The organism is Aliiroseovarius subalbicans (assembly GCF_022678625.1).
Taxonomy (GTDB): domain Bacteria; phylum Pseudomonadota; class Alphaproteobacteria; order Rhodobacterales; family Rhodobacteraceae; genus Aliiroseovarius_A; species Aliiroseovarius_A subalbicans.
Map to the genome: position 1 here is coordinate 42339 of NZ_JALBYQ010000003.1, position 19948 is coordinate 62286.

The 19948-nt window shown below is 62.8% G+C and carries 22 protein-coding genes; 12 read left to right on the forward strand and 10 right to left on the reverse strand.

Annotation, left to right across the window (positions count from 1 at the left end; translation table 11 throughout):
- Positions 1 to 20: 20 nt before the first annotated feature.
- From MN188_RS10610 to MN188_RS10630, 5 genes are read right to left on the reverse strand one after another with little or no spacing between them, the layout of a single operon-like run.
- Entirely contained in the window at positions 21 to 551 is a 531-nt protein-coding gene (locus MN188_RS10610) for a DUF3035 domain-containing protein (protein WP_242109002.1), read from the reverse strand.
- Positions 552 to 602: 51 nt separating this feature from the next.
- Positions 603 to 1073, reverse strand: coding sequence for a signal peptidase II (gene lspA / locus MN188_RS10615; protein WP_242109003.1), 471 nt, complete (start codon positions 1071 to 1073; stop codon positions 603 to 605).
- 4 nt (positions 1074 to 1077) lie between these two features.
- On the reverse strand, positions 1078 to 2667 hold the full coding sequence (purH, locus tag MN188_RS10620) for a bifunctional phosphoribosylaminoimidazolecarboxamide formyltransferase/IMP cyclohydrolase (protein ID WP_242109005.1): 1590 nt from the start codon (positions 2665 to 2667) through the stop codon (positions 1078 to 1080).
- Positions 2668 to 2687: 20 nt separating this feature from the next.
- Positions 2688 to 4460 carry a heparinase II/III family protein gene (locus MN188_RS10625; RefSeq protein ID WP_242109007.1) on the reverse strand — a complete coding sequence of 591 codons (1773 nt, stop codon included), beginning with the start codon at positions 4458 to 4460 and terminating at the stop codon, positions 2688 to 2690.
- A 56-nt stretch (positions 4461 to 4516) separates the two neighbouring features.
- Positions 4517 to 5758: an RsmB/NOP family class I SAM-dependent RNA methyltransferase gene (locus tag MN188_RS10630; RefSeq protein WP_242109009.1), complete on the reverse strand. Its 1242-nt coding sequence runs from the start codon at positions 5756 to 5758 to the stop codon at positions 4517 to 4519.
- A 69-nt stretch (positions 5759 to 5827) separates the two neighbouring features.
- Here MN188_RS10630 and MN188_RS10635 point away from each other — a divergent pair, with 69 nt between their 5' ends.
- A complete protein-coding gene (locus tag MN188_RS10635) occupies positions 5828 to 6010 on the forward strand; it encodes a DUF1674 domain-containing protein (protein WP_242109010.1) in 183 nt (60 codons plus the stop codon).
- Positions 6011 to 6134: 124 nt separating this feature from the next.
- Positions 6135 to 6809, forward strand: coding sequence for a hypothetical protein (locus tag MN188_RS10640; RefSeq protein WP_242109011.1), 675 nt, complete (start codon positions 6135 to 6137; stop codon positions 6807 to 6809).
- Between the two features lie 19 nt (positions 6810 to 6828).
- On the opposite strand, the gene dapB is transcribed toward MN188_RS10640, so the two are convergent.
- Positions 6829 to 7638 carry a 4-hydroxy-tetrahydrodipicolinate reductase gene (gene dapB / locus MN188_RS10645; RefSeq protein WP_242109012.1) on the reverse strand — a complete coding sequence of 270 codons (810 nt, stop codon included), beginning with the start codon at positions 7636 to 7638 and terminating at the stop codon, positions 6829 to 6831.
- 95 nt (positions 7639 to 7733) lie between these two features.
- Here dapB and rbfA point away from each other — a divergent pair, with 95 nt between their 5' ends.
- Entirely contained in the window at positions 7734 to 8144 is a 411-nt protein-coding gene (rbfA, locus tag MN188_RS10650) for a 30S ribosome-binding factor RbfA (protein ID WP_242109013.1), read from the forward strand.
- The gene (gene truB / locus MN188_RS10655; RefSeq protein WP_242109014.1) at positions 8144 to 9049 is read left to right on the forward strand and encodes a tRNA pseudouridine(55) synthase TruB; all 906 of its coding nucleotides are present in this window, start codon (positions 8144 to 8146) and stop codon (positions 9047 to 9049) included. Before rbfA ends, truB begins: the two co-directional genes overlap by 1 nt.
- On the opposite strand, the gene deoA is transcribed toward truB, so the two are convergent.
- A complete protein-coding gene (gene deoA / locus MN188_RS10660; RefSeq protein ID WP_242109015.1) occupies positions 9039 to 10346 on the reverse strand; it encodes a thymidine phosphorylase in 1308 nt (435 codons plus the stop codon). The genes truB and deoA overlap by 11 nt on opposite strands.
- A 102-nt stretch (positions 10347 to 10448) precedes the next feature.
- Between deoA and MN188_RS10665 the strand changes: the two genes are divergently transcribed.
- Positions 10449 to 10955 carry a DUF1643 domain-containing protein gene (locus MN188_RS10665; protein ID WP_242109016.1) on the forward strand — a complete coding sequence of 169 codons (507 nt, stop codon included), beginning with the start codon at positions 10449 to 10451 and terminating at the stop codon, positions 10953 to 10955.
- Between the two features lie 112 nt (positions 10956 to 11067).
- Here the strand turns inward: MN188_RS10665 and MN188_RS10670 are convergent, their stop codons facing one another.
- Positions 11068 to 12456, reverse strand: a complete 1389-nt coding sequence (locus tag MN188_RS10670; RefSeq protein ID WP_242109018.1) for a calcium-binding protein — start codon at positions 12454 to 12456, stop codon at positions 11068 to 11070.
- Between the two features lie 127 nt (positions 12457 to 12583).
- Between MN188_RS10670 and MN188_RS10675 the strand changes: the two genes are divergently transcribed.
- A complete protein-coding gene (locus MN188_RS10675) occupies positions 12584 to 12883 on the forward strand; it encodes a DUF5665 domain-containing protein (protein ID WP_242109020.1) in 300 nt (99 codons plus the stop codon).
- Here the strand turns inward: MN188_RS10675 and MN188_RS10680 are convergent, their stop codons facing one another.
- Complete coding sequence (locus tag MN188_RS10680) at positions 12884 to 13711, reverse strand: calcium-binding protein (protein WP_242109022.1); 828 nt, start codon at positions 13709 to 13711, stop codon at positions 12884 to 12886.
- A 322-nt stretch (positions 13712 to 14033) separates the two neighbouring features.
- On the opposite strand from MN188_RS10680, the gene rpsO reads away from it, so the two are divergent.
- The 6 genes from rpsO to yghX all read left to right on the forward strand — a co-directional run bounded on the left by rpsO (position 14034) and on the right by yghX (position 19140).
- Positions 14034 to 14303 (forward strand): 30S ribosomal protein S15, encoded by a 270-nt coding sequence (gene rpsO, locus MN188_RS10685; RefSeq protein ID WP_242109024.1) that lies wholly within the window; start codon positions 14034 to 14036, stop codon positions 14301 to 14303.
- A 151-nt stretch (positions 14304 to 14454) separates the two neighbouring features.
- Complete coding sequence (locus MN188_RS10690) at positions 14455 to 14868, forward strand: PH domain-containing protein (RefSeq protein WP_242109026.1); 414 nt, start codon at positions 14455 to 14457, stop codon at positions 14866 to 14868.
- A 15-nt stretch (positions 14869 to 14883) separates the two neighbouring features.
- Positions 14884 to 15189 (forward strand): hypothetical protein, encoded by a 306-nt coding sequence (locus MN188_RS10695; protein WP_242109028.1) that lies wholly within the window; start codon positions 14884 to 14886, stop codon positions 15187 to 15189.
- A gap of 11 nt (positions 15190 to 15200) precedes the next feature.
- Complete coding sequence (locus tag MN188_RS10700) at positions 15201 to 15560, forward strand: hypothetical protein (protein ID WP_242109029.1); 360 nt, start codon at positions 15201 to 15203, stop codon at positions 15558 to 15560.
- A gap of 249 nt (positions 15561 to 15809) precedes the next feature.
- The gene (gene pnp / locus MN188_RS10705; protein WP_242109030.1) at positions 15810 to 17954 is read left to right on the forward strand and encodes a polyribonucleotide nucleotidyltransferase; all 2145 of its coding nucleotides are present in this window, start codon (positions 15810 to 15812) and stop codon (positions 17952 to 17954) included.
- A 253-nt stretch (positions 17955 to 18207) separates the two neighbouring features.
- Positions 18208 to 19140, forward strand: coding sequence for a YghX family hydrolase (gene yghX, locus MN188_RS10710; protein WP_242109031.1), 933 nt, complete (start codon positions 18208 to 18210; stop codon positions 19138 to 19140).
- 26 nt (positions 19141 to 19166) lie between these two features.
- On the opposite strand, the gene MN188_RS10715 is transcribed toward yghX, so the two are convergent.
- On the reverse strand, positions 19167 to 19904 hold the full coding sequence (locus MN188_RS10715; protein ID WP_242109032.1) for a metallophosphoesterase: 738 nt from the start codon (positions 19902 to 19904) through the stop codon (positions 19167 to 19169).
- Positions 19905 to 19948 lie beyond the last annotated feature (44 nt).

Here is a 19948-nt window from a genome sequence, read left to right on the forward strand (position 1 = left end):
GTTAACCCGGCGTGCGCTGCTTATTGCGTCTGTGCGCCGTCCGGGGGGACGGCCGGGGTCCAGGCCCCGGTGCGCCGCAGCCGCTCCAGCTCTCGATACTGGTCCAGCTCCATCACGCGATAGGCGCGGAAATAGACGTTCACGTTGAACAGGCGCTCCAGCAGGCGGCCATTGTTATCCCTGCGCCATTCCAAGTCTTCGGCGGCCAGCACGTCGCGGATACCCTGAGAAACGCCGAACCGTGTCGCGTGGGTTACCAGCGCGCCTTCGCCAGCGCGCAGCGCATTGGCCTTCGCAGCGTCCCCGCCCAGCGCGGCAATCGCGTCAGCGCGCGGCGTCGGATCGGTGCGATTCGCACCGCCCGGTGTGGGTGTCGGCAATTCGCTGAAGCTTTCGGGGGCTTCTAGCGGTTTTGTGGGAAGGATCTGAAACTCATCTGGCCCCGAAGTCGACGCCTTGATGTTCAAAAGCTTGGGCTCCTTGTCGCTACACGCGACAAGCGCGATCAGCGCAAGACCCACCACAGCCAACTTTCCAAGACCGGTCCGCATGGAACCTCCTTCACCACTTCCCCCGTTTCTTAGCGCATCAGGAAAGGCGCGTCACGGGGCCTTTTTGCCACCTGTGAACAGGATCAGCCCAAAGGCACCTGCGAAGATCGCGATATCGGCGACATTGAAGGCAAACGGGTTCTCAAATCCACAGCATGACATGTTCAGAAAGTCGGCCACGGCACCATAGACCAGACGGTCCAGCACATTGCCCAGCGCCCCGCCGACCAAAAGTCCAGCACTGATCTGCCCCAGCCGACCCAGCCCGTCGCGCAGGACCCAGCTGACGACCCAGGCCGAGATCGCCAGCGCAATGGCGATCAGGATCCAGCGAGTTGCGTCACTGTCACCACTGAACAGGCCGAAATTCACCCCCCGGTTCCACGCCATGTGGAAATTGAGGTAGGGCGGCAGGACCTGAAGCGTGCCCAGCTCTTTCAAGTTCAAAAGCTGGACGACCGCATATTTGCTGGTCTGGTCCAGGACCAGGATCAACAGGGCTATGCGGGTCATCCAAGCCATCGGTTCAGTGCCGGAAATGGCGCATGCCGGTGAAGACCATCGCCAGCCCTGCCGCATCCGCTGCTTCGATCACTTCCTTGTCGCGCATCGAGCCGCCGGGCTGGATCACGCAGGTGCCGCCCGCAGCGGCCGCTTCCAGCAACCCGTCCGGGAAGGGGAAGAACGCGTCCGAAGCCACCGCGCTGCCCTTGGCCAGACTTTCGTCCAGGCCCAGTTCCGCGGCCATGCGTGCGGCTTTTGCCGCGGCCACGTTGGCGCTGTCCAGGCGGCTCATCTGACCCGCGCCGACGCCCACGGTGGCGCCGTTTTTCACATAGACGATGGCGTTCGACTTCACGTGTTTGGCAACCTTCCAGGCAAACTGCAGGTCGGCCATCTGGTCGTCAGTCGGCGCCTTCTTCGTTACGACCTTTAGATCGGCGGCGGGCACATGGCCCACGTCCTTGTCCTGCACCAGCATGCCACCGGCCACCTGCTTATAGGTCTTCATCGCCGCGCGTGGGTCAGGCAGGCCATCGGTCAGCAAAAGGCGCAAGTTCTTCTTGGCAGCGAAAATCTCAATCGCCGCGTCGGATGCGCCCGGCGCAATCACCACCTCAGTGAAGATCTCGGTGATCTTGGTGGCGGTGTCCGCGTCCAGCGGCTGGTTCAGCGCAACGATGCCGCCGAAGGCCGAGGTGCGGTCACAGTCGAACGCCTTCTGATATGCCTCAACCAGGGTCGCGCCCACGGCCACGCCACAGGGGTTGGCGTGTTTGATAATCGCCACGGCGGGGCCATCGGCGGGGGCGAACTCCGCCACCAGTTCAAACGCCGCGTCGGTGTCGTTGATGTTGTTGTAGGACAGTTCTTTGCCCTGCAATTGGCGCGCACTGGCCACGCCCGCGCGGCCCGAGCCATCGGTATAGAACGCGGCTTTCTGGTGGCTGTTTTCGCCGTACCGCAGCGTCTGCACCAGCTCACCAGCAAAGGCGCGGCGCTTGGGGGCTTCCAGCTCCAGCTGTTCGGCCATCCAGGTGCTGACCGCCGCGTCATAGGCGGCTGTGCGGGCATAGGCCTTCTGCGACAACTTCTTGCGGAACTTCGGGCAGGTCGCGCCACCATGCTGCTCCATGTCGCCCAGCAACTTGTCGTAATCTTCCACGTCCACGATCACGTTGACGTAAGCCGCGTTCTTGGCAGCAGCGCGGATCATCGCAGGGCCGCCGATGTCGATGTTTTCGATGCAGGTGTCATAATCGGCGCCTGCGGCCACCGTGGCCTCGAACGGGTAAAGGTTCACGACCAACAGGTCGATGCCACCGATCCCGTGCTCCTCCATCGCCGCCACGTGTTCGGCGTTGTCGCGCAAGGCCAGCAACCCGCCGTGCACCATCGGGTGCAGCGTCTTGACCCGACCGTCCATCATCTCCGGGAACCCCGTCACGTCGGCCACGTCCAGCACCTTCACGCCCGCATCGCGCAGCGCCTTCGCCGAGCCGCCAGTGGACAGGATTTCAACGCCCCGCGTTTCCAATGCCTGTCCAAGCTCGATCAGCCCGGTCTTGTCGGATACGGAAATCAGCGCGCGGCGCACGGGTGTCAGGTCGGTCATGTGGGTCCCCTTGGGTCTTGCTATGGCAGCCCCGCCGGGTCCTCCCGCTCAAGATCGCGTATCGCGGACGGTGTGTCCTGCGCCTTGGCCAGAGACCAGCGGATGCGCGTCGCATAATCCATTGCGACGCCAGATAGAACCACTTGTTTGGTCGCACGGGGCTTCAAACGGTTTTTTTCCAGGTAAACGCTGCTTTCGAGCGTCAATTCGCCCACCCCGTCAAAGCGCAGCACCCAGATTTCTCCGCTTTTCAGCGCCATCGACACGGCGGTGCCGCCCAGGTCCAGCTCGGCGTCGACGTCCGGGTGCAGGTGAAACCGGATGCTGTAAGCGATGCCTTGCAGCGCGACCCGGTCCAACGCCTGGCTGAACAGCTGCTGATCCGCCTCGCCGATCGCGGCCAGCGTATCTTCGCCACGGATGTCGCGTCCATCCACGCTCAACTCAATGCGCCGGATGTGGGTCAAGCCGTGGCTGAGCAGATAGCCGTCATGCCCGGCGACAAAGCCCGAAAGCCCGTCTTCGGCGATGTGCTGAATGCGCACGTCGCGCGGCGCTTCGACAATCAGCGAACGCGCCACCCCGTCCACCGTTTCCGGCGGACCCAGACGAGCTGTGCTCAACCCCTCAATTCCCAGTGTCGAATGCGATGGGGTCGCACGACCCGCCCTGCGCCATGCCTCGCCGAAATGCGCGCCGGAACCGCAGTTCACGATCAAGGGACGCCGCCCGGAGGTCACCTCGATCGCCAGAGTAGAGGCATGGGCGTTGACGGAAGCTGCCCCAGGCGGTGGCGCCGCAGCATCCATGATGATTGAACTGCGACCGGCCGACAGCCTTGCGTAGCCCATCGACAAGCCAACATTCACACTGGCACGCACGCCCGAGGTGGCCAGCGCATGATCCAAACGGCCTTCAAGCCCGCGCCCACCACCGTGAAACCGCGCCAAGCCGCCATCCGAATGGCGCAACGCGCGCAGGGTGGGGGCGATGCGTTCAATCGCGGCCAAATGCTCGCCCGCCGCCATGCGCCCGGCCTCGGACAGGGCCGAAGCGGCCCAGTTCAGCAAGGTGAAGACCTCTAGCAACTCTTCAGGGTTGCGGGTGGGAATGCCACCCTCGGCATCAATCTGGTCGGCACATTCGCGCGCCAGGGCCTGCATGGCAGGGTCGACATGCGCCTCCATCCCGGTCAGGGACAGCCCGGCATAGATCAGCCCGGTCAGCGCCTCGAATCGGGGAAGGCCCGGCGATGCGGCCTGCCAGCGCTTCGATAGGAAAATCGTCTGCTGGCCCAGCGAGCGAAAGAAATCAAAACTTTCGTCGCCCTCCTGCCCGCTCATCAAAAACAGCGCGTGATTGATCCAGCGGATCAGCCGCCGCCCCGTCAGGTCCGGCGTCCAACCCGGCCCCTTGCCCCCGCCATAAAGCGCGATCCATTCCGCCAGCCAAGCCTGCGCCCGCCGGCGCGCTTCAAGATCGCCAAGCGAGGCCAGATCGTCCAGCCAGGTAAAACCTTGAACCTCTTCGGCGAAGCTGGGTGACGGAGGGGTAATCTGCCAGATCGACGCCGCCTCATCCGTCACATGGTGCCCGGCGAACAGGAAGTTGCCCGACACGAGTTGCTTGCCCCGGGCGAACGACCCGATGGTGCGCGGTTCGGGCTGGCTGACGAACCCGGTTGCGGGGCGCGCACGCGCGGCCCGGCGGGCATGCCACCGATTCGCCCAACGCACCCGACGTCGGGAAAGCTTGTCTTGTTTATGCGACACTGCGCGCCTCGCCTTTGCCATTTGCGGCTGTTGTTGGCGCCGATCATACGCGGGATGCCCCGCGCTGTCATGCCCGTTCAGGCCGGTTTGCGCATTGCAGTGATGAAGAACCCGTCCATGCCGCCCTTGTCGGCCCAGAAATCAGGCCGCGTGCGCAGACCTTCATCGCCGATCCAGGCCGGATCGACGCCGGGGATCGCCAGCGCGTCCAGCTCCAGCGTCAGCCCCGGATGGCGGCCTAAAGCGTCGCGCACCTGCTCCTCGCCTTCATCAATCAGAAGGCTACAGGTGCAGAACACCAGCCGCCCCCCCGGTTTGAGCAACCCCAGCGCGCGATCGATCAGGTATTCCTGCAATTCGAACAGGCCCGGAAAGTCGCTGCCGTCCTTGGCATAGGGCAGGTCCGGGTGGCGCCGGATCGTGCCCGTTGCGGTGCAAGGCGCATCCAGCAGCACGGCATCGAATGGCCCGCCTTCGTATTCCAGCGCGTCTGACACGACCAGCTCGGCGCTCAACCCGCAGCGTGCCAGGTTCTCGCCCACCCGCGCCATGCGCGTCTCCGAGATGTCCACCGCAACCACGTCGGCGCCCGTGGCAGCCAGCTGCATCGTCTTGCCGCCGGGGGCGGCGCACAGGTCCAGCACGCGTTCCCCCGTGGTGGCGTTCAACACCTTCGCGGGCAGCGCCGCGGCCACGTCCTGCACCCACCAGGCGCCCGCGTCATAGCCGGGCAGCGCGGTGACCATACCGACATCGCGCACGCGCACAGATCCGGTCGGCAAAGCCTCGCCGAAATCCAAACCCCCCTTAGGTGTCAGGTCCAACGGAGCACCGGCAAAGTGCGCGACCTCCATCGCCTCGACACTGGCCTTGCCATAGTCGTCGATCAGCGGCTTGCGCAGCCATTTCGGCAGGCGCGGCACAGGAAGCGTGTCCCATTTGGCCACGTCGACCTTGCGCAGAACCGCGTTGACCAGCCCGGACATGCGCTGGGTGGCGCCGTTGGCCTTGGCAATCTCGACGCAGGAATTCACCACACCGTGCGATGCCCCGCCGGCGCACAGTTCGACCACGCCCAGGCGCAGGATGTTCAGCACGCGAAGCGGCGGGCGCTTCTTCAAATGCGGACCCAACAGGCGGTCGGCCCGGTCCATGCCACGCAAGGTGGAAAGAACCAGCCGTTGCACCCGCGCACGATCCTCGGGCGGCAGGCTTTCGACCCGTTTCGGCAGCACTTCGGACAACAGCCGCCCATGCTCGATCACATCCCCCAACAGGTCTACCACCACCTTGCGGGGCTTTGCCGCGTCCGACACCATGTGCTGTCCCTTTGCCTTTGTTCGGCCCCCGGCCTATATCAAAGCCGAAACGTCCTCAAGGAATGCCCGATGACTGACGAGCGCAAAGATCTGCCCCCCGCCGCCCAGCGCGCCCTGGCCGAGGCCGACGCGCGCCGCAAAGCGGCCGAGGCGGAGGCCAAGGCCCGCCCCAAGGAATACGGTGGGCGCGACGGGCCAGAGCCTGTGCGCTTTGGCGATTGGGAAAAGAAGGGCATCGCGATCGATTTCTGATCCGTTTCCGATCTGCGTCCTTGCCATAATCTGGCCATCAAAACCCGCTATCGTCCGGACGTCTGCGCCTGAAACGGCCAGACGGGGGCTTTGTTTGTGCGGCGATGCAACGCCGGAGGACCAGATGGATCAGATCAAACCGGACACGGATGACCCGGACATGGCCGCGATTCGCGGCATGATGCAAGCGCAAGGAACACCGCCTGCGCCCCCCCAACCTACGGCCCAGGCCAGCCCCGTCGACACGCCGCGACCGGCGCCACAACCACGGGCCCCACAACAAGAGCCGGATCGCGCGGTTTCACACGCGCCAAAACCGCGTGCTAAAACACGGAAAGAATCGAAGGCAAAAGCGCGGGCGACCAGCCTGATCCGCAAGGCGATGACCGCCCTGTCGCTCCGTATTCACGCCTTTGTCAGCCGACCGGACGCCCCGCGTATGATGGCCCTTGCGATGTTGGTGGTTGTGTTCATATGGCGCCCCGGCTTCGTGGTCGGAATGGCCGTTCTGGCCCTGCTTATCGCCGCAATTGTCTATTTTTCGCTTGGCCCAGAACGGGTGGCCCAAATGGTTGCGGCCTGGCATGGTCGGCTTGCCGCCCGCGATCCTGACCGCGCCGAGGTCCTGCGCCTGCGCGCCGCCTGGGTCAGCAAAAGAATCGCCACCCTGGTCAACCGCCTGCCGAACCGTTGGACCGCCGGGCTGTATCTGCCCGATTTCGAACCCGAAGGTGAAATGCCCGAAGCGATGGACAACGATCCGTTCGACCGACTGGTGCCGCAAAGCGAACTGACCTGAGCCGAGGACGCCCGGGGGACTACAGCCCCAGCACGTCCATCATGTCGTATTCGCCGGGTTTCTGGCCCTGCCCCCACAGCGCGGCCTTCAGCGCGCCACGGGCAAAGATGGCCCGGTCGGTGGCGACGTGGCGCAGGGTGATACGTTCTCCGTCGGCTGCGAACAGCACGTCATGTTCCCCGACGATGTCACCGCCACGAATGGCGCTAAACCCGATGTCGCCGCGCTTGCGTGCGCCGGTGATGCCGTCACGACCCCGGTCGGCGACCCGATCCAGTTTCACGCCGCGCCCTTCGGCGGCGGCCTCGCCCAGCATCAACGCGGTGCCGGACGGCGCGTCGACCTTGTGGCGATGATGCGCCTCGATCACCTCAACGTCGAAATCTTCGTCCAGAGCCGCAGCCACCTTTTTCGTGAGCTGAACCAACAGGTTGACGCCAAGGGACATGTTGCCCGCCCGCACAATCGTCGCATGGCGCGCGGCGGGTTTCAGCTTGGCCAGGTCTTCGTCACTCAGCCCCGTGGTGCCAATCACGTGGACCGCACGGGCCTGCGCGGCCAGTTCGGCCATCGCGATGGTGGCGGCGGGCGCGGTGAAATCGATCACCGCTTGCGCCTTCGACATCGCCTCAAGGGCATCGTCACTGACAACACAGCCCAGCGCTTGCCCGCCCATGCATTCGCCGATGTCACGGCCCAGCCACTCATGGCCCGGGCGCTCCAACGCGCCGACCAGTCGCGCGGCGGGCGACGCCTCAACGGCTTTCACAAGCATCTGCCCCATCCGGCCCGATGCCCCCATCACCACGATCCCCGGCAGATCTGTCATGTCATCTCTCCTTCGCTTGCCTTCGGTCTACCGCGCCGCGGGTCCCCGTGCAAACCCCTGTTGCACAACGCCCCGAACGCGCCTAAATGCCCCCCATGGCAAAGAACCGTTTCAATGAACACGCAGGGCCCTCGCAGCGACAGTTGCGCGTGGGCGAACTGATCCGTCGCACCTTGTCCGAGGTGCTGATGCGCGGCGACATCCACGACCCGGACCTGAACCGCATGTCGATCACGGTCAGCGAAGCGCGGATCACGTCCGATATGCGCATCGCCACGATCTATGTGCTGCCGCTGGGGGGCAAGAACACCGACGAAGCGATCCAGCTGCTGGCGCGCAACGCCTATGAGCTGCGCCGCATCCTGGGCAAGGTCGCCAAGCTCAAGCACACGCCAGAACTGCGCTTCATGCCTGATGAGACCTTCGACCGAATGGACGAAACCAGCCGCCTTCTGGGACAGGACGCCGTTCAGCGCGACCTGGCCAGGGGCGACGAGGAAGACTGATGGCCCGCCGCAAAAAGGGGCGCGACATCCATGGCTGGCTGATCGTCGACAAACCCGCCGGGATTTCCTCGAACGCCGTGGTCAACAAAGTGCGCTGGGCGATGGACGCCAAGAAGGCGGGCCATGCCGGCACGCTGGACCCCGAAGCCACCGGCGTTCTGGCCGTGGCGCTGGGTGAGGCGACCAAGACCGTGCCCTATATCACCGACGCGCTGAAGGCCTATCGTTTCACCGTGCGGCTGGGGCAGGCGACCAACACAGACGACGCCGAGGGCGAAGTAACCGCCGACAGCGACACGCGGCCCGATGATGATGCCATCCGCGCCGCCCTGCCCGCCTTTATCGGCGACATCATGCAAGTACCGCCGAAGTTCTCAGCGGTGAAGATCGACGGCGAACGCGCCTATAAACGCGCACGCGACGACGAAGAGTTTGAGATCGCCGCCCGCCCTTTGTGGGTCGATAAGCTGGTGATGGTCGAACGCCCGGACGCCGACCACGTGACGCTGGAGCTAACCTGCGGCAAGGGCGGATACGTGCGCGCCATCGCCCGCGATCTGGGTGACGCGCTGGGCTGTTTCGGCCATGTGCGTACCCTTCGCCGGATCTGGTCGGGACCGTTCGACGCCGAGGATGGCGTGTCGATGGAGCTTGTCGAAAAGCTGGCTAAGACCGGGGAGCTTGACCAATATCTGCATCCGCTGGAACAAGGCCTGGTCGATCTTCCCGAGCTGAAAACCAACGTGGAAGGCGCGACCCGCCTGCGCCACGGCAACCCGGGGCTGGTGATCACCTCGGACGTGGAATACGGCGACGAAGCCTGGGCGTCCTTCGAGGGTAAAGCGGTGGCCGTGGGCACCTACCGCTCAGGCGAATTGCACCCCAGCCGCGTGTTCAATCAATGATCTTCAAGACCGGCATGGGCACATCCGTGGCCTCGCCAATCTGATAGGCCGCCAGCACCTGCGCCTCGGCGGCGTCTGCTTGCGCCGCGTCATCGGCGTGGATCATGCACAGGGGACCGCCTTTTACGACCTCAACCCCCAGGTCCAGCAAGCCGGTCAAACCGACCGCCGGGTTCACCACATCATCAGCACGGCGGCGTCCGCCGCCCAGCTCGACCACGGCCAAACCGACCTCACGCGTGGCAATCGCCCGCACATGACCGGACGAGGGCGCCAGCACCGGGCGGGTCAGTTTCGCCTTCGTCAGATGGCTTTGGTGGGTTTCGATGAAATCCGACGGCCCACCGAGTGCCGCGACCATGCGGTCGAACACCTCGGCCGCGCGACCGGTTTCCAGTGCGGCGCGCGCGGCGGTAACACCGGCAGCGCGGTCGGGTTGCAGCCCCGCCGTCACCAACATTTCACCGCATAGGGCCAACGTGACCTCCTGAAGCCGCGCATCACGCCGGGCGCCAGTAAGAAACTCGACCGCATTCACCACCTCCAGCGCGTTCCCCGCCGCCGAGGCAAGCGGTTGGTTCATGTCGGTGATCAACGCGTGACAGGGCAGGCCGGCGGCGCGCGCGACCCCGGTGATCGCGCCCGCCAGCTCCTCGGCCCGGTCAAAACTCTCCATGAAGGCGCCGTTGCCGCATTTCACATCCATCACCAGGCTGCCCAGCCCGGCTGCCAGTTTCTTGGACAGGATCGAGGCGGTGATCAACGGCACGCTTTCCACCGTCGCGGTCACATCGCGAATGCCGTAAAACCGTTTGTCCGCCGGGGCGAGGTCGCCGGTCTGACCGATGATGGCACAGCCGACTTCGGCCACGACTTTACGCAACAGGTCATTGTCCGGCTGGGTCGCATAGCCTGGGATCGCGTCCATCTTGTCGAGCGTCCCGCCGGTATGACCCAGCCCCCGACCAGAGATCATCGGCACATAGCCGCCACAGGCGGCCACGATGGGCGCCAGCATAAGGGAAACGTTGTCGCCCACACCGCCAGTCGAATGCTTGTCCACCGCCGGGCCGGGCAGGTCGTCCCATTTGAACACGTCGCCGCTGTCACGCATCGCCAGCGTCAGGGCTGCGGCCTCGTCATGATCCATTCCGCGCCACAGCACGGCCATGGCGAAGGCCGCCACCTGCCCTTCGCTGGCCGCGCCCGAGGTGATCCCCGCCACCATCTCGCCGATATCCTCCCGGCTCAGCGGTTCGGCATCACGTTTCTTGCGAATGATCTCGGCAAACAGCATGGGATGTCCTTTCGTAAACCAACAGTGTTCACGCGCCATGCGAAAACCGCAAGCCCTTGTTGACCCTTGTCATCTGGCGCCTGCGGGGCGAAAACCGGGCGCATGATCACGCGAGAGTTTCAAAAGGGCGATGCCCATTCCACCGCCGTCTATTCGGATTGCGAGAAATACCGCTACATGCTGACCCGAACCTGGGACGCGGCCGGGAAGAAGGCGTTGTTCATAATGCTGAACCCGTCGACAGCGACCGAAGTGCAGAACGACCCGACGGTTGAGCGCTGCGAACGCCGTGCGCGCACGCTGGGATTCGGCGCGTTTCGGGTAACGAACATCTTCGCCTGGCGCGACACCGACCCGAAGAAGATGCGCGCAGCTGTGGACCCGGTGGGCCCGGCCAACGATGCCGCGATCGTCGACAGTTGTCCCTGGGCGGACCAAATCATCTGCGCCTGGGGCGCCCATGGCGACCACCTGGATCGCGGGCGCCAGATCGAGGCGCTGATGCGTGCCACCAAGTTGCCGCTGTTTCACCTGGGCCTGACAAAGGCAGGGCACCCGAAACACCCGCTTTATATCGCCTACAGCCAACAGCCCGAACCATGGGGCTGACACCCCAATCGAACGGGGGCTCCCGCCCGTCGTCGACCCTGAGGGGGCTCCTCCCGTTGGGCTAAGCCCGCGCCAAAGGCGCGGGTCCGGAGCGCCCGCCTGACCCATGTGGTCAGCGGAACACGTCCTCGCGCACTTCAACGTAGACGTCCGCCGTCGTCGCGTTTGCCGCGCCGTGAAGAACGGCCACGATATCGCCATTGACGGTCACCACGCCGTCTTCACCGTCCTCAGACGGCTGCACGTCTAGAATGATATCGCCATAAGTCAGGGAAGGGTTTAGCTGAACCCGCAGGAAATCCTCGCCGATTTCGAAATCCGTCACCTCGGCATGTCCCGCCCCGCTGGCTTCGTCGAAGTAGAGCCAGAACACGTCATTGCCCGTGCCGCCCGTGGCGGTATCGGCGCGGTCGATCACCAGGGTGTCGTTGCCCGCGCCCCCGTCCAGCGTGTCGACCTTGTCGTCGATATGCCAACTGAAGGCGTGCCGTTCGGCGCCGGTGTCTTCGTCCATCACGCCCTTGTGGTCGATCATGTCATCCCCGTCGCCGCCCAAAAGCGTGTCTGCCCCCAGGCCGCCACTGATGTCGTCATTGCCGCCGCCGCCGTCGATCACGTCATCGTCGGGTTCTTCAGACCCGTCGACATGAACGCCGCCCTTGATTATTTCGTCCGCGTCGCCGCCGGTGATCGTGTCGTTGCCCGCCCCACCGTCAAGATAGGCCGCGGCGCCATCGCCGCCGGTGATCGTATCGGCCCCGTCGCCGCCAAAGACCGCCGCGGCGCCTTCGCCTACGTCGATTGTGTCGTCGCCGTCGCCACCGAAAGCATAGGCGGCCTCATCCCCGGTTGAGATCGCATCGTCCCCGTCGCCGCCATCAACCACGTTCAGGTCGCCTTGCGTTTGCACCAGAGGCGTGCCCGAGAAGGCGTCAAGCGACCCTTCGCCCGTACCTTCGATGCCGTCATCGTCCAACGCAAATTCATCCGCGTCGGCGCCCAGCACGTTGTCGGTCGGGTCGTTCAGGAACATGTCGAGGTCTTCCAGACCCGCCACCGCATCCGCGTCCCGCATCAGGCCCTGCTCCAGCGCTGAGGCGTTGGAGGGCATGTCTTCGCCAATCTCGTCAATCGGCTCCAGAACCGTGGCGGGATCGATCTCGGAGCCGGGCTCCTCGGGCGGAGCGTCATCGCCGGTCGAAGGCTTTAGCACCGTGGCGGGATCGACGTCATCGCCCGGTTCGTCTGGGGGGGTATCATCGCCGGTGCTGGGTTGCAGAGAGTTTTCGGCGTCCGGTTCACCGGTCACCCCGGCCTGTTCGGGGGTTTCCGCGATGATGGCAGGGCGCTGGATCATGTCACCGACATCCATGAACTCACCAGTGCCGCCCTCGTCCATCGCGGCGTCATCTTCTTCAGCCTCTGCATCTTCACCCCCGTCAAAAACATCTGACAGGAACATCAGGGGCAACAGACCCAACAACAATAAACCATACATCATGGCGACCACCTTGAAACACCCAACCTCGGTCCGTAGGATAGCAGAAAGCGGTCGTTTCCCAATTAAATTCTGGAAACAATTCAACATTAACAATGAGTTATCAAACAGTTAACGCGAGGCGGGCAAAATGACAGAGACCGGGCAGAAGACCCAGATCAACCCAGATCTTGCGGCAGAAGTTCACGTGCTGCGACAGGAGCTTGCGCGGCTCAACGACCACCGGTTCCTCCGGTTCCAGAACAGCCTCTGGCGGCTGGGCCTCTACCAGTTCTATCGCGGGCTGGCCTTCGGCCTGGGGTCCGTGGTCGGCGCGACGCTTCTGGTTGCGCTACTGATCAACATGCTGTCGTCGATCGATTTCATTCCGGTGATCGGGGATTGGGCGCAGCGAGTCATCGATCAGCTAAACGCCAACAGTCAGCCCTGATCAGGCCACAAGCTCAACCGGCTGCAAGCGAATGCTACCCAAGGCCGGGGTGACACCGCGCACGATGCCAACCTCCTGACCATCGATCAGGATGACCGTGTCGGCGCCAGCCTGTTCCAGTGACACTTGTGGCGACGGGTTCAGGTCCGGGTCGTAGAGCACCACAAGGGCGTCTTCGGCAGGATCGAAATCCTCGATGCTGCCGGCCTGTCCGGGTTGCGTCCAGGTGCCCATGACGAAGGTGTCATTGCCTTCGCCCCCGGTGGCCACGTCGAAGTTGCCCAGACCGATCGCGTCATTCCCCGCACCGCCAAAAAGCATGTCACCTTCATCAAGGTCTGTGTGCGTGATCGCATTGGTCACCCCGGCCGGGCCGTACAGCAGGTCATCACCCGCACCCCCGGACAGCATGTCCGCACCGCCGTTGCCGGCAAGAATATCGTTCCCGTCTTCACCAAACACCCGGTCATCGCCAAGCCCACCGGACAGCCAGTCGGCGCCTGCGCCGCCGACCACAAGGTCGTCACCAGCATCCGCGTAAACGGTATCATCACCGGACCCGCCGTGGACGTGATCGGCCCCGTCGCCCCCGCTCAACTGATCGTTCCCCGGCCCACCATGCAAGTAATCGTCGCCTCCGCCGCCAAGCACGATATCGTCGCCGGGTGTTGCCTCAAGGATGTCGTTTCCGGGACCGCCAACAAGCGCAGTATCGTCATGCGAGGAATCTTCCGCCTCAGCCTCGGATGCGCTGCCCTCGGTCCCGCTGAACGCATCCAGCATGAGGCCAAGACCCAACATGCCCAACAAAAGAAACAAACCAGCCACGGGGCCCTCCAACACCTAAAAGAATTCCACTGAATTTTAGGCTGGGAGGGGATTGCAATCAAGCCAAACGCCATTTTTGCGCATTTTATTAAACATTTATCGTCTTGCTCTGACACTATGCGCGAAGCGGCGACAATCGCACCGCATCGCCTTGGGCGTCGGACAGGTGGCACGCTGCAATCCGACGGTTTTCACTTCCCTTCCGGATCATTTCCCCCTATACGCGCGCATCCGCTGGATTCTCTGGCGGGTATCTCCACGGACCTTGCTGGACGACATCCCGGCTTGCGCCATACACACAAACCTTATGAAGGAGACCCCGATGTCGATCACAGCCGAAGAAAAAGCCCGGATCATGAAAGAGTTCGCAACCACCGAAGGCGACACCGGTTCGCCCGAAGTTCAGGTTGCCATCCTGTCGTCGCGTATCGCGACCCTGACCGAACACTTCAAGACCCACAAGAAGGACAACCACGGCCGCCGTGGCCTTCTGAAAATGGTCGCAACGCGTCGTAAGCTGCTGGACTACGCCCGCGCCAAGGATGAGGCCCGTTACCAGGACCTGATCAAACGCCTGGGCCTGCGCCGCTAATCCAGCGTCGACAGACCGAAATCGAAACGCCCGCCCGGAAACGAGCGGGCGTTTTTTCGTTTTTACGCCCTGACAAGTGCGACGGTTCGCGCGTTGACGCCTTCCTTGAGCGGACTAGAATTACGGGCGAAATAATTGACAGGTGAAGGCCATGAGACCGGTCAGATACAACTCCACACCACCTGTCCTGCGAAACAACCCATGGATCTTTGCAGGATGTGTTGCCGCCCTTGTGGGTGCCGGGGCCTTGTCGGTCGAAATGCCCGAGATTGTGCTGCTGGTCGTGATCCTGTGCATCCCCCTGTGGCTCTTCCTGTTCGTGAAATCAAAGGTCCACCGCCTGATGATCACGGATGAGGAAGTGATCTATGAAAAGGGCCTTCTGTCCAAATCCAGGACCGAGATTGGCCTGAAAAGCGTGCGCGCCATGCGCCTGAACCAAAGTTTCCTCCAACGCATGCTGGGCATCGCGTCGGTTGAATTTTTCAGCGCTGGCGACGTTGCTGAAATCGTGGTGTGGGGCATGCCCAATCCGCACCGCATCCGAGAGCTTGTTGAACGCTAGCCAAAGGAAAACGCCATGCCAAACGACCCTGACCTTGAGGAACGCAAAACAACGACACGCCTGTTCCTGGTGATCGCCGCTGTGGTCGTGGTGCTGGCGCTTGTGGTCGTGTTCGTGATCGCCCCATCCGTGTCGGCTGCGGTGCAGCCCGGCATGGGGTTGAAGGATTCGGCCCTGATCGCCTTTGGCGCCACGGTGGCGGTGATCGTGGTCATGACAGTCGCGGCGGGCGACGGGCTGCTGGGCGAAATCCAGTTCACCCTGCCCGCGTTCTTCGTCTTTTTCATCCTGCTCTGGGTGCTGATCGCCTGGGTGCTTTAAGGAGGTGCCTCATGGGCCCTGAAATCATTGTCCCAATCGTAATCGCAACAATCGTTGCAGCCATTTTCAACGCACGTAGTAAAAAGAAGAAGTCAGACGACGGAACGCGGATCATCGTCGTGAACAATGACGATCAGGTTGTCCTCGGGTCGGGCCGCCAAAGACGATCAGGCATTTCGTGGTTCGCCAAACTGGTTCTGCTGGGCGTGTCGTTTGTGGCTGCCTTCATGCTGACGGGTACGTTTGTCACCAACTTCGGTCAGCGGTCCCTCAACCATTCGATCGGCCTTTGGGACCCGGAAGCGATCATCTGCTACGTGATTGGCACGTTTCTCATCTACGGCGTGCTGCGCGCAATCTTCCGAGGCTGATCCAGCCTGGCATTTCCCGCGCGCCCCGGCTTGCCGGCGTTGTCCTGCACATCAGGCCACCACCGCAGGCTGCTGTGGCGCGCCCCCTTCCCAAACCCCTGATTTTCCTGTATGGCCCGCCCATCCGAACGAGTGCGCCCGGACCCCAGCGCTCGGATGAAGAAAAGACGGGGTCGGCGGCAATGGGGCCGCCATGCAAAAAGCGGGAGACCCGGAGGGCCGGGAGTGCTCCCATCTAGGATACGATACATGTTCAACGAGACGAAAAAATCGATGGAGTGGGGCGAAGAAACGCTCACACTCGAAACGGGCAAGGTTGCCCGTCAGGCAGATGGCTCGGTCATCGCCACCCTTGGTGAGACTTCGGTCATGGCCAACGTGACCTTCGCGCGCGCGCAGAAGCCAGGTCAGGACTTCTTTCCGCTGACGGTTCACTACAACGAAAAGTATTACGCCGCCGGTAAAATCCCGGGCGGTTTCTTCAAGCGCGAGGCGCGCCCGACAGAGAAAGAGACGCTGACTTCGCGTCTGATCGACCGTCCGATCCGCCCGCTGTTCGTCCCCGGCTTCAAAAACGAAGTTCTGGTGATCTGCACCGTGCTGAGCCACGACCTGGTCAACGACCCGGACATGGTTGCGATGATCGCCGCCTCGGCCGCGCTGACCATTTCCGGCGCGCCGTTCATGGGCCCGATCGGCGCCTGCCGCGTTGGTTTCGAAGATGGCGAATACATCCTGAACCCGACCTGCGACGACATGCACAAGCTGCGTGACAACCCCGATCAGCGTCTGGACCTGGTTGTTGCCGGCACCAAAGACGCTGTGATGATGGTGGAATCGGAAGCTTACGAGCTGACCGAGGAAGAAATGCTGGGCGCAGTGAACTTCGCGCATGAGCAGATCCAGCCGGTCATCGACCTGATCATCGAGCTGGCCGAGGAAAGCGCGAACGAACCGTTCGACTTCCAGCCCGCCGATTACTCGGACCTGTCCGCCGCCGTGAAAGCTGCGGGCGAAGACAAGATCCGTGCCGCATATGGCAACACCGACAAGCAGGAACGCGTTGCGGCCCTGAGCGTTGCCAAGGAAGAAATCATCGCCGCACTGAGCGAAGAGCAGCAGGCAGATGCGAACCTTGGGTCCGCTCTGAAGAAGCTGGAAAGCTCGGTTGTGCGTGGCGACGTGGTGAAAACCGGCAAGCGCATCGATGGTCGTGCCCTCGACACCGTGCGCCCGATCGTGTCCGAGGCAGGCATCCTGCCCCGTACCCACGGTTCGGCCCTGTTCACCCGTGGCGAAACCCAAGGCCTGGTCGTGACCACCCTGGGCACCGGCGACGACGAGCAGATGATCGACGCGCTGACCGGCACCTACAAGTCGAACTTCATGCTGCACTACAACTTCCCGCCCTATTCGGTCGGCGAAGTGGGCCGCTTCGGCTTCACCGGTCGCCGCGAAATCGGCCACGGCAAGCTGGCTTGGCGTGCGCTGCAGGCGGTTCTGCCGTCCGCCACCGACTTCCCCTACACGATCCGCGTTGTCTCTGAGATCACCGAGTCCAACGGCTCGTCCTCGATGGCATCGGTCTGTGGTGGTTCGCTGTCCATGATGGACGCCGCCGTGCCGCTGAAAGCCCCCGTGGCTGGCGTTGCGATGGGTCTGATCCTGGAAGACGATGGGTCCTACGCGGTTCTGACCGACATCCTGGGTGACGAAGACCACCTGGGCGACATGGACTTCAAAGTGGCAGGCACCGAAGCCGGCATCACGTCGCTGCAGATGGACATCAAGGTTGCTGGCATCACGCCGGAAATCATGGGCAAGGCCCTGGCACAAGCCAAGGAAGGTCGTCTGCACATCCTGGGCGAAATGAACAAGGCGCTGTCTTCGGGCCGCGAAGAGTTCTCGGCCCACGCCCCGCGCATCGAAACGATGCAGGTGCCTACCGACAAGATCCGTGAAGTGATCGGCTCGGGTGGCAAGGTCATCCGCGAGATCGTGGAAGTGTCCGGCGCCAAGGTCGACATCAACGACGACGGCATCATCAAGATTGCATCGCCGAACAACGATTCGATCCAGAAAGCCTATGACATGATCCACGCGATCGTGGCCGAACCCGAGGAAGGCGCCGTTTACACCGGCACCGTCGTGAAGATCGTCGACTTCGGCGCCTTCGTGAACTTCTTCGGCAAGCGCGATGGCCTGGTGCACGTGTCCCAGATCGAAAACCGCCGCCTGAACCACCCTTCGGACGTTCTGAAGGAAGGCCAGGAAGTGAAGGTCAAGCTGCTGGGCTTCGACGATCGTGGCAAGGTGCGCCTGTCGATGAAGGTTGTCGACCAGGAGACCGGCGAAGAAGTCAAAGCCGAGAAGAAAGAAAAGTCGGACGACTAAGTCGCGCCGTTTTCAAACAGAAAGCCCCGGTGGAAACACCGGGGCTTTTTTGTTGCGGGGATCTGGAACGGCAGCTTTGCGCCAATGCTGTCGGCCCGTCAACTTGCACGAAAGTCCGTTTCGCAGCAGGTTGTGTAAATCTCACAGAGTTTTTACGTAAGCCTTCTGCCAAAGCTGCTAGAATACTTGGATTGTCGCCACGCATATTACTTTTGCTCTAATCAAGTTTGCTCAACTCTAAGACGCAGGGAGAATGCACGATGAACGAACAGACACCGGCCCGCCGCCTGACCGCCGCCTGACCGCCGCAGATTTTGACCAGGACCTTCTGGACCTCTACGACTATTACGCCCACGGAAAAATCACGAAACGAGAGTTCCTTGACCGAGCCGGGAAATGGGCTGTCGGAGGTTTAACCGCCGCAGCGATCCTGAGCACGCTTTCCCCGAACTACGCGCTGGCCCAGCAGGTTGCCGAGGACGATTCAGATATCGTGGGCGAAGATATCGTCTATAGCAGCCCGAATGGCACTGGTGACGTCACTGCGTATCTCGTTCGTCCAGCCGAGATCGACCCCGATCGACCGCCTGCGGCAATTCTCGTAGTGCATGAGAACCGTGGGCTCAATCCCTATATCCGCGACGTCGTGCGTCGTCTTGCCAAGGCGGGTTTCATCGCGATGGGGCCGGATGGCCTGTCTTCGCTTGGTGGCTACCCCGGCACGGACGATGAAGGTCGCACGATGCAGCGCACACTCGACCAAGGCCAACTTCTGAACGACTTCTTTGCGGGCTTCGAATATCTGCAAGCCATGGAAGGGACGAACGGAAAGGTCGGTGCGACAGGCTTCTGCTACGGCGGCGGCGTCGTGAACAGACTTGCAGCGGCCTATCCCGAAATGGCCGCTGGGGTTCCGTTTTACGGCTCATTCCCGGACGCTGATCAAGTGGCGGGGATTGAGGCGCCGCTGATGGTCCAGCTTGCAGCGCTTGACGGGCGCATCAATGCCATGTGGCCTCCTTTCCAGAAGGCGATGGAAGCAAACGACAAGGTTTACGAGGCGCATATCTATCCCGGCGTCAATCACGGCTTCCATAACGACACGACGCCGCGCTTCGACGAAGCCGCTGCAAGGCTTGCAGAGGACCGCATGGTCACCTGGTTCCGCACCTATCTTGCTGGATAGCCCGGGCGCGGCAACATTCGAAGTGCTTATTCTGGTGTGACGGCCACACGCCCGCTTGGCGTCAGTCGCCACACGTCACGCCCTTCGATCACAACCACAGACAGGGCCCGCCCATGCCCGGCGCCGGTGTCGATGTTTACCCGGTTGCCGTAATGCGTGACCTTGTCCACCGGGGTGTGGCCATGGATGATCAGCGGTCCGTGGTCGCGCGGGTCGTTGTGAAACACCCCCCTGATCCAGCACAGGTCGTCTTCGGTCTGATCCTCCAGCGCCACACCGGGGCGGATGCCTGCGTGCACAAAACACAGATCGCCGGAGCGATGCATCGCGGGCAGTTGGTCAAGAAAGCGGCGATGCACTTCGGGCACGGCCTCCAACGCCTCCGCATGAAGCTGATAGGTCCGGATGCCATCCGGCACGGCGACACCGTAGCTTGCCAGCGTTTCAATTCCGCCAATGCGTGGGTGGCACCAGTAGTGGTCAAGCAGAAGTTGGGAATCCGCTTGTGGCGCGTCGCGCAAGAACAGCGCGGCCATGCGGTCATGGTTGCCCTTCAGCACCACCCAGTTTTCCCCGCGCACTTGGCCGTCCAGAAGGAATTGGATCACCCCGCGCGACTGCGGCCCGCGATCGACAAGGTCGCCGACATGCACGATCTCGGCATCGACATCGCCAAACAGGGCGCGATCTTCGACGATCAAAGCGTGGGCAGCCTTGAGTTTGTCCAGATGGCCGTGAATATCGCCGATGGCATAGGTTCTCATGACGGTCTCCTTCATGGCCAAAGTAACGTTGGAGGTAGAAATGA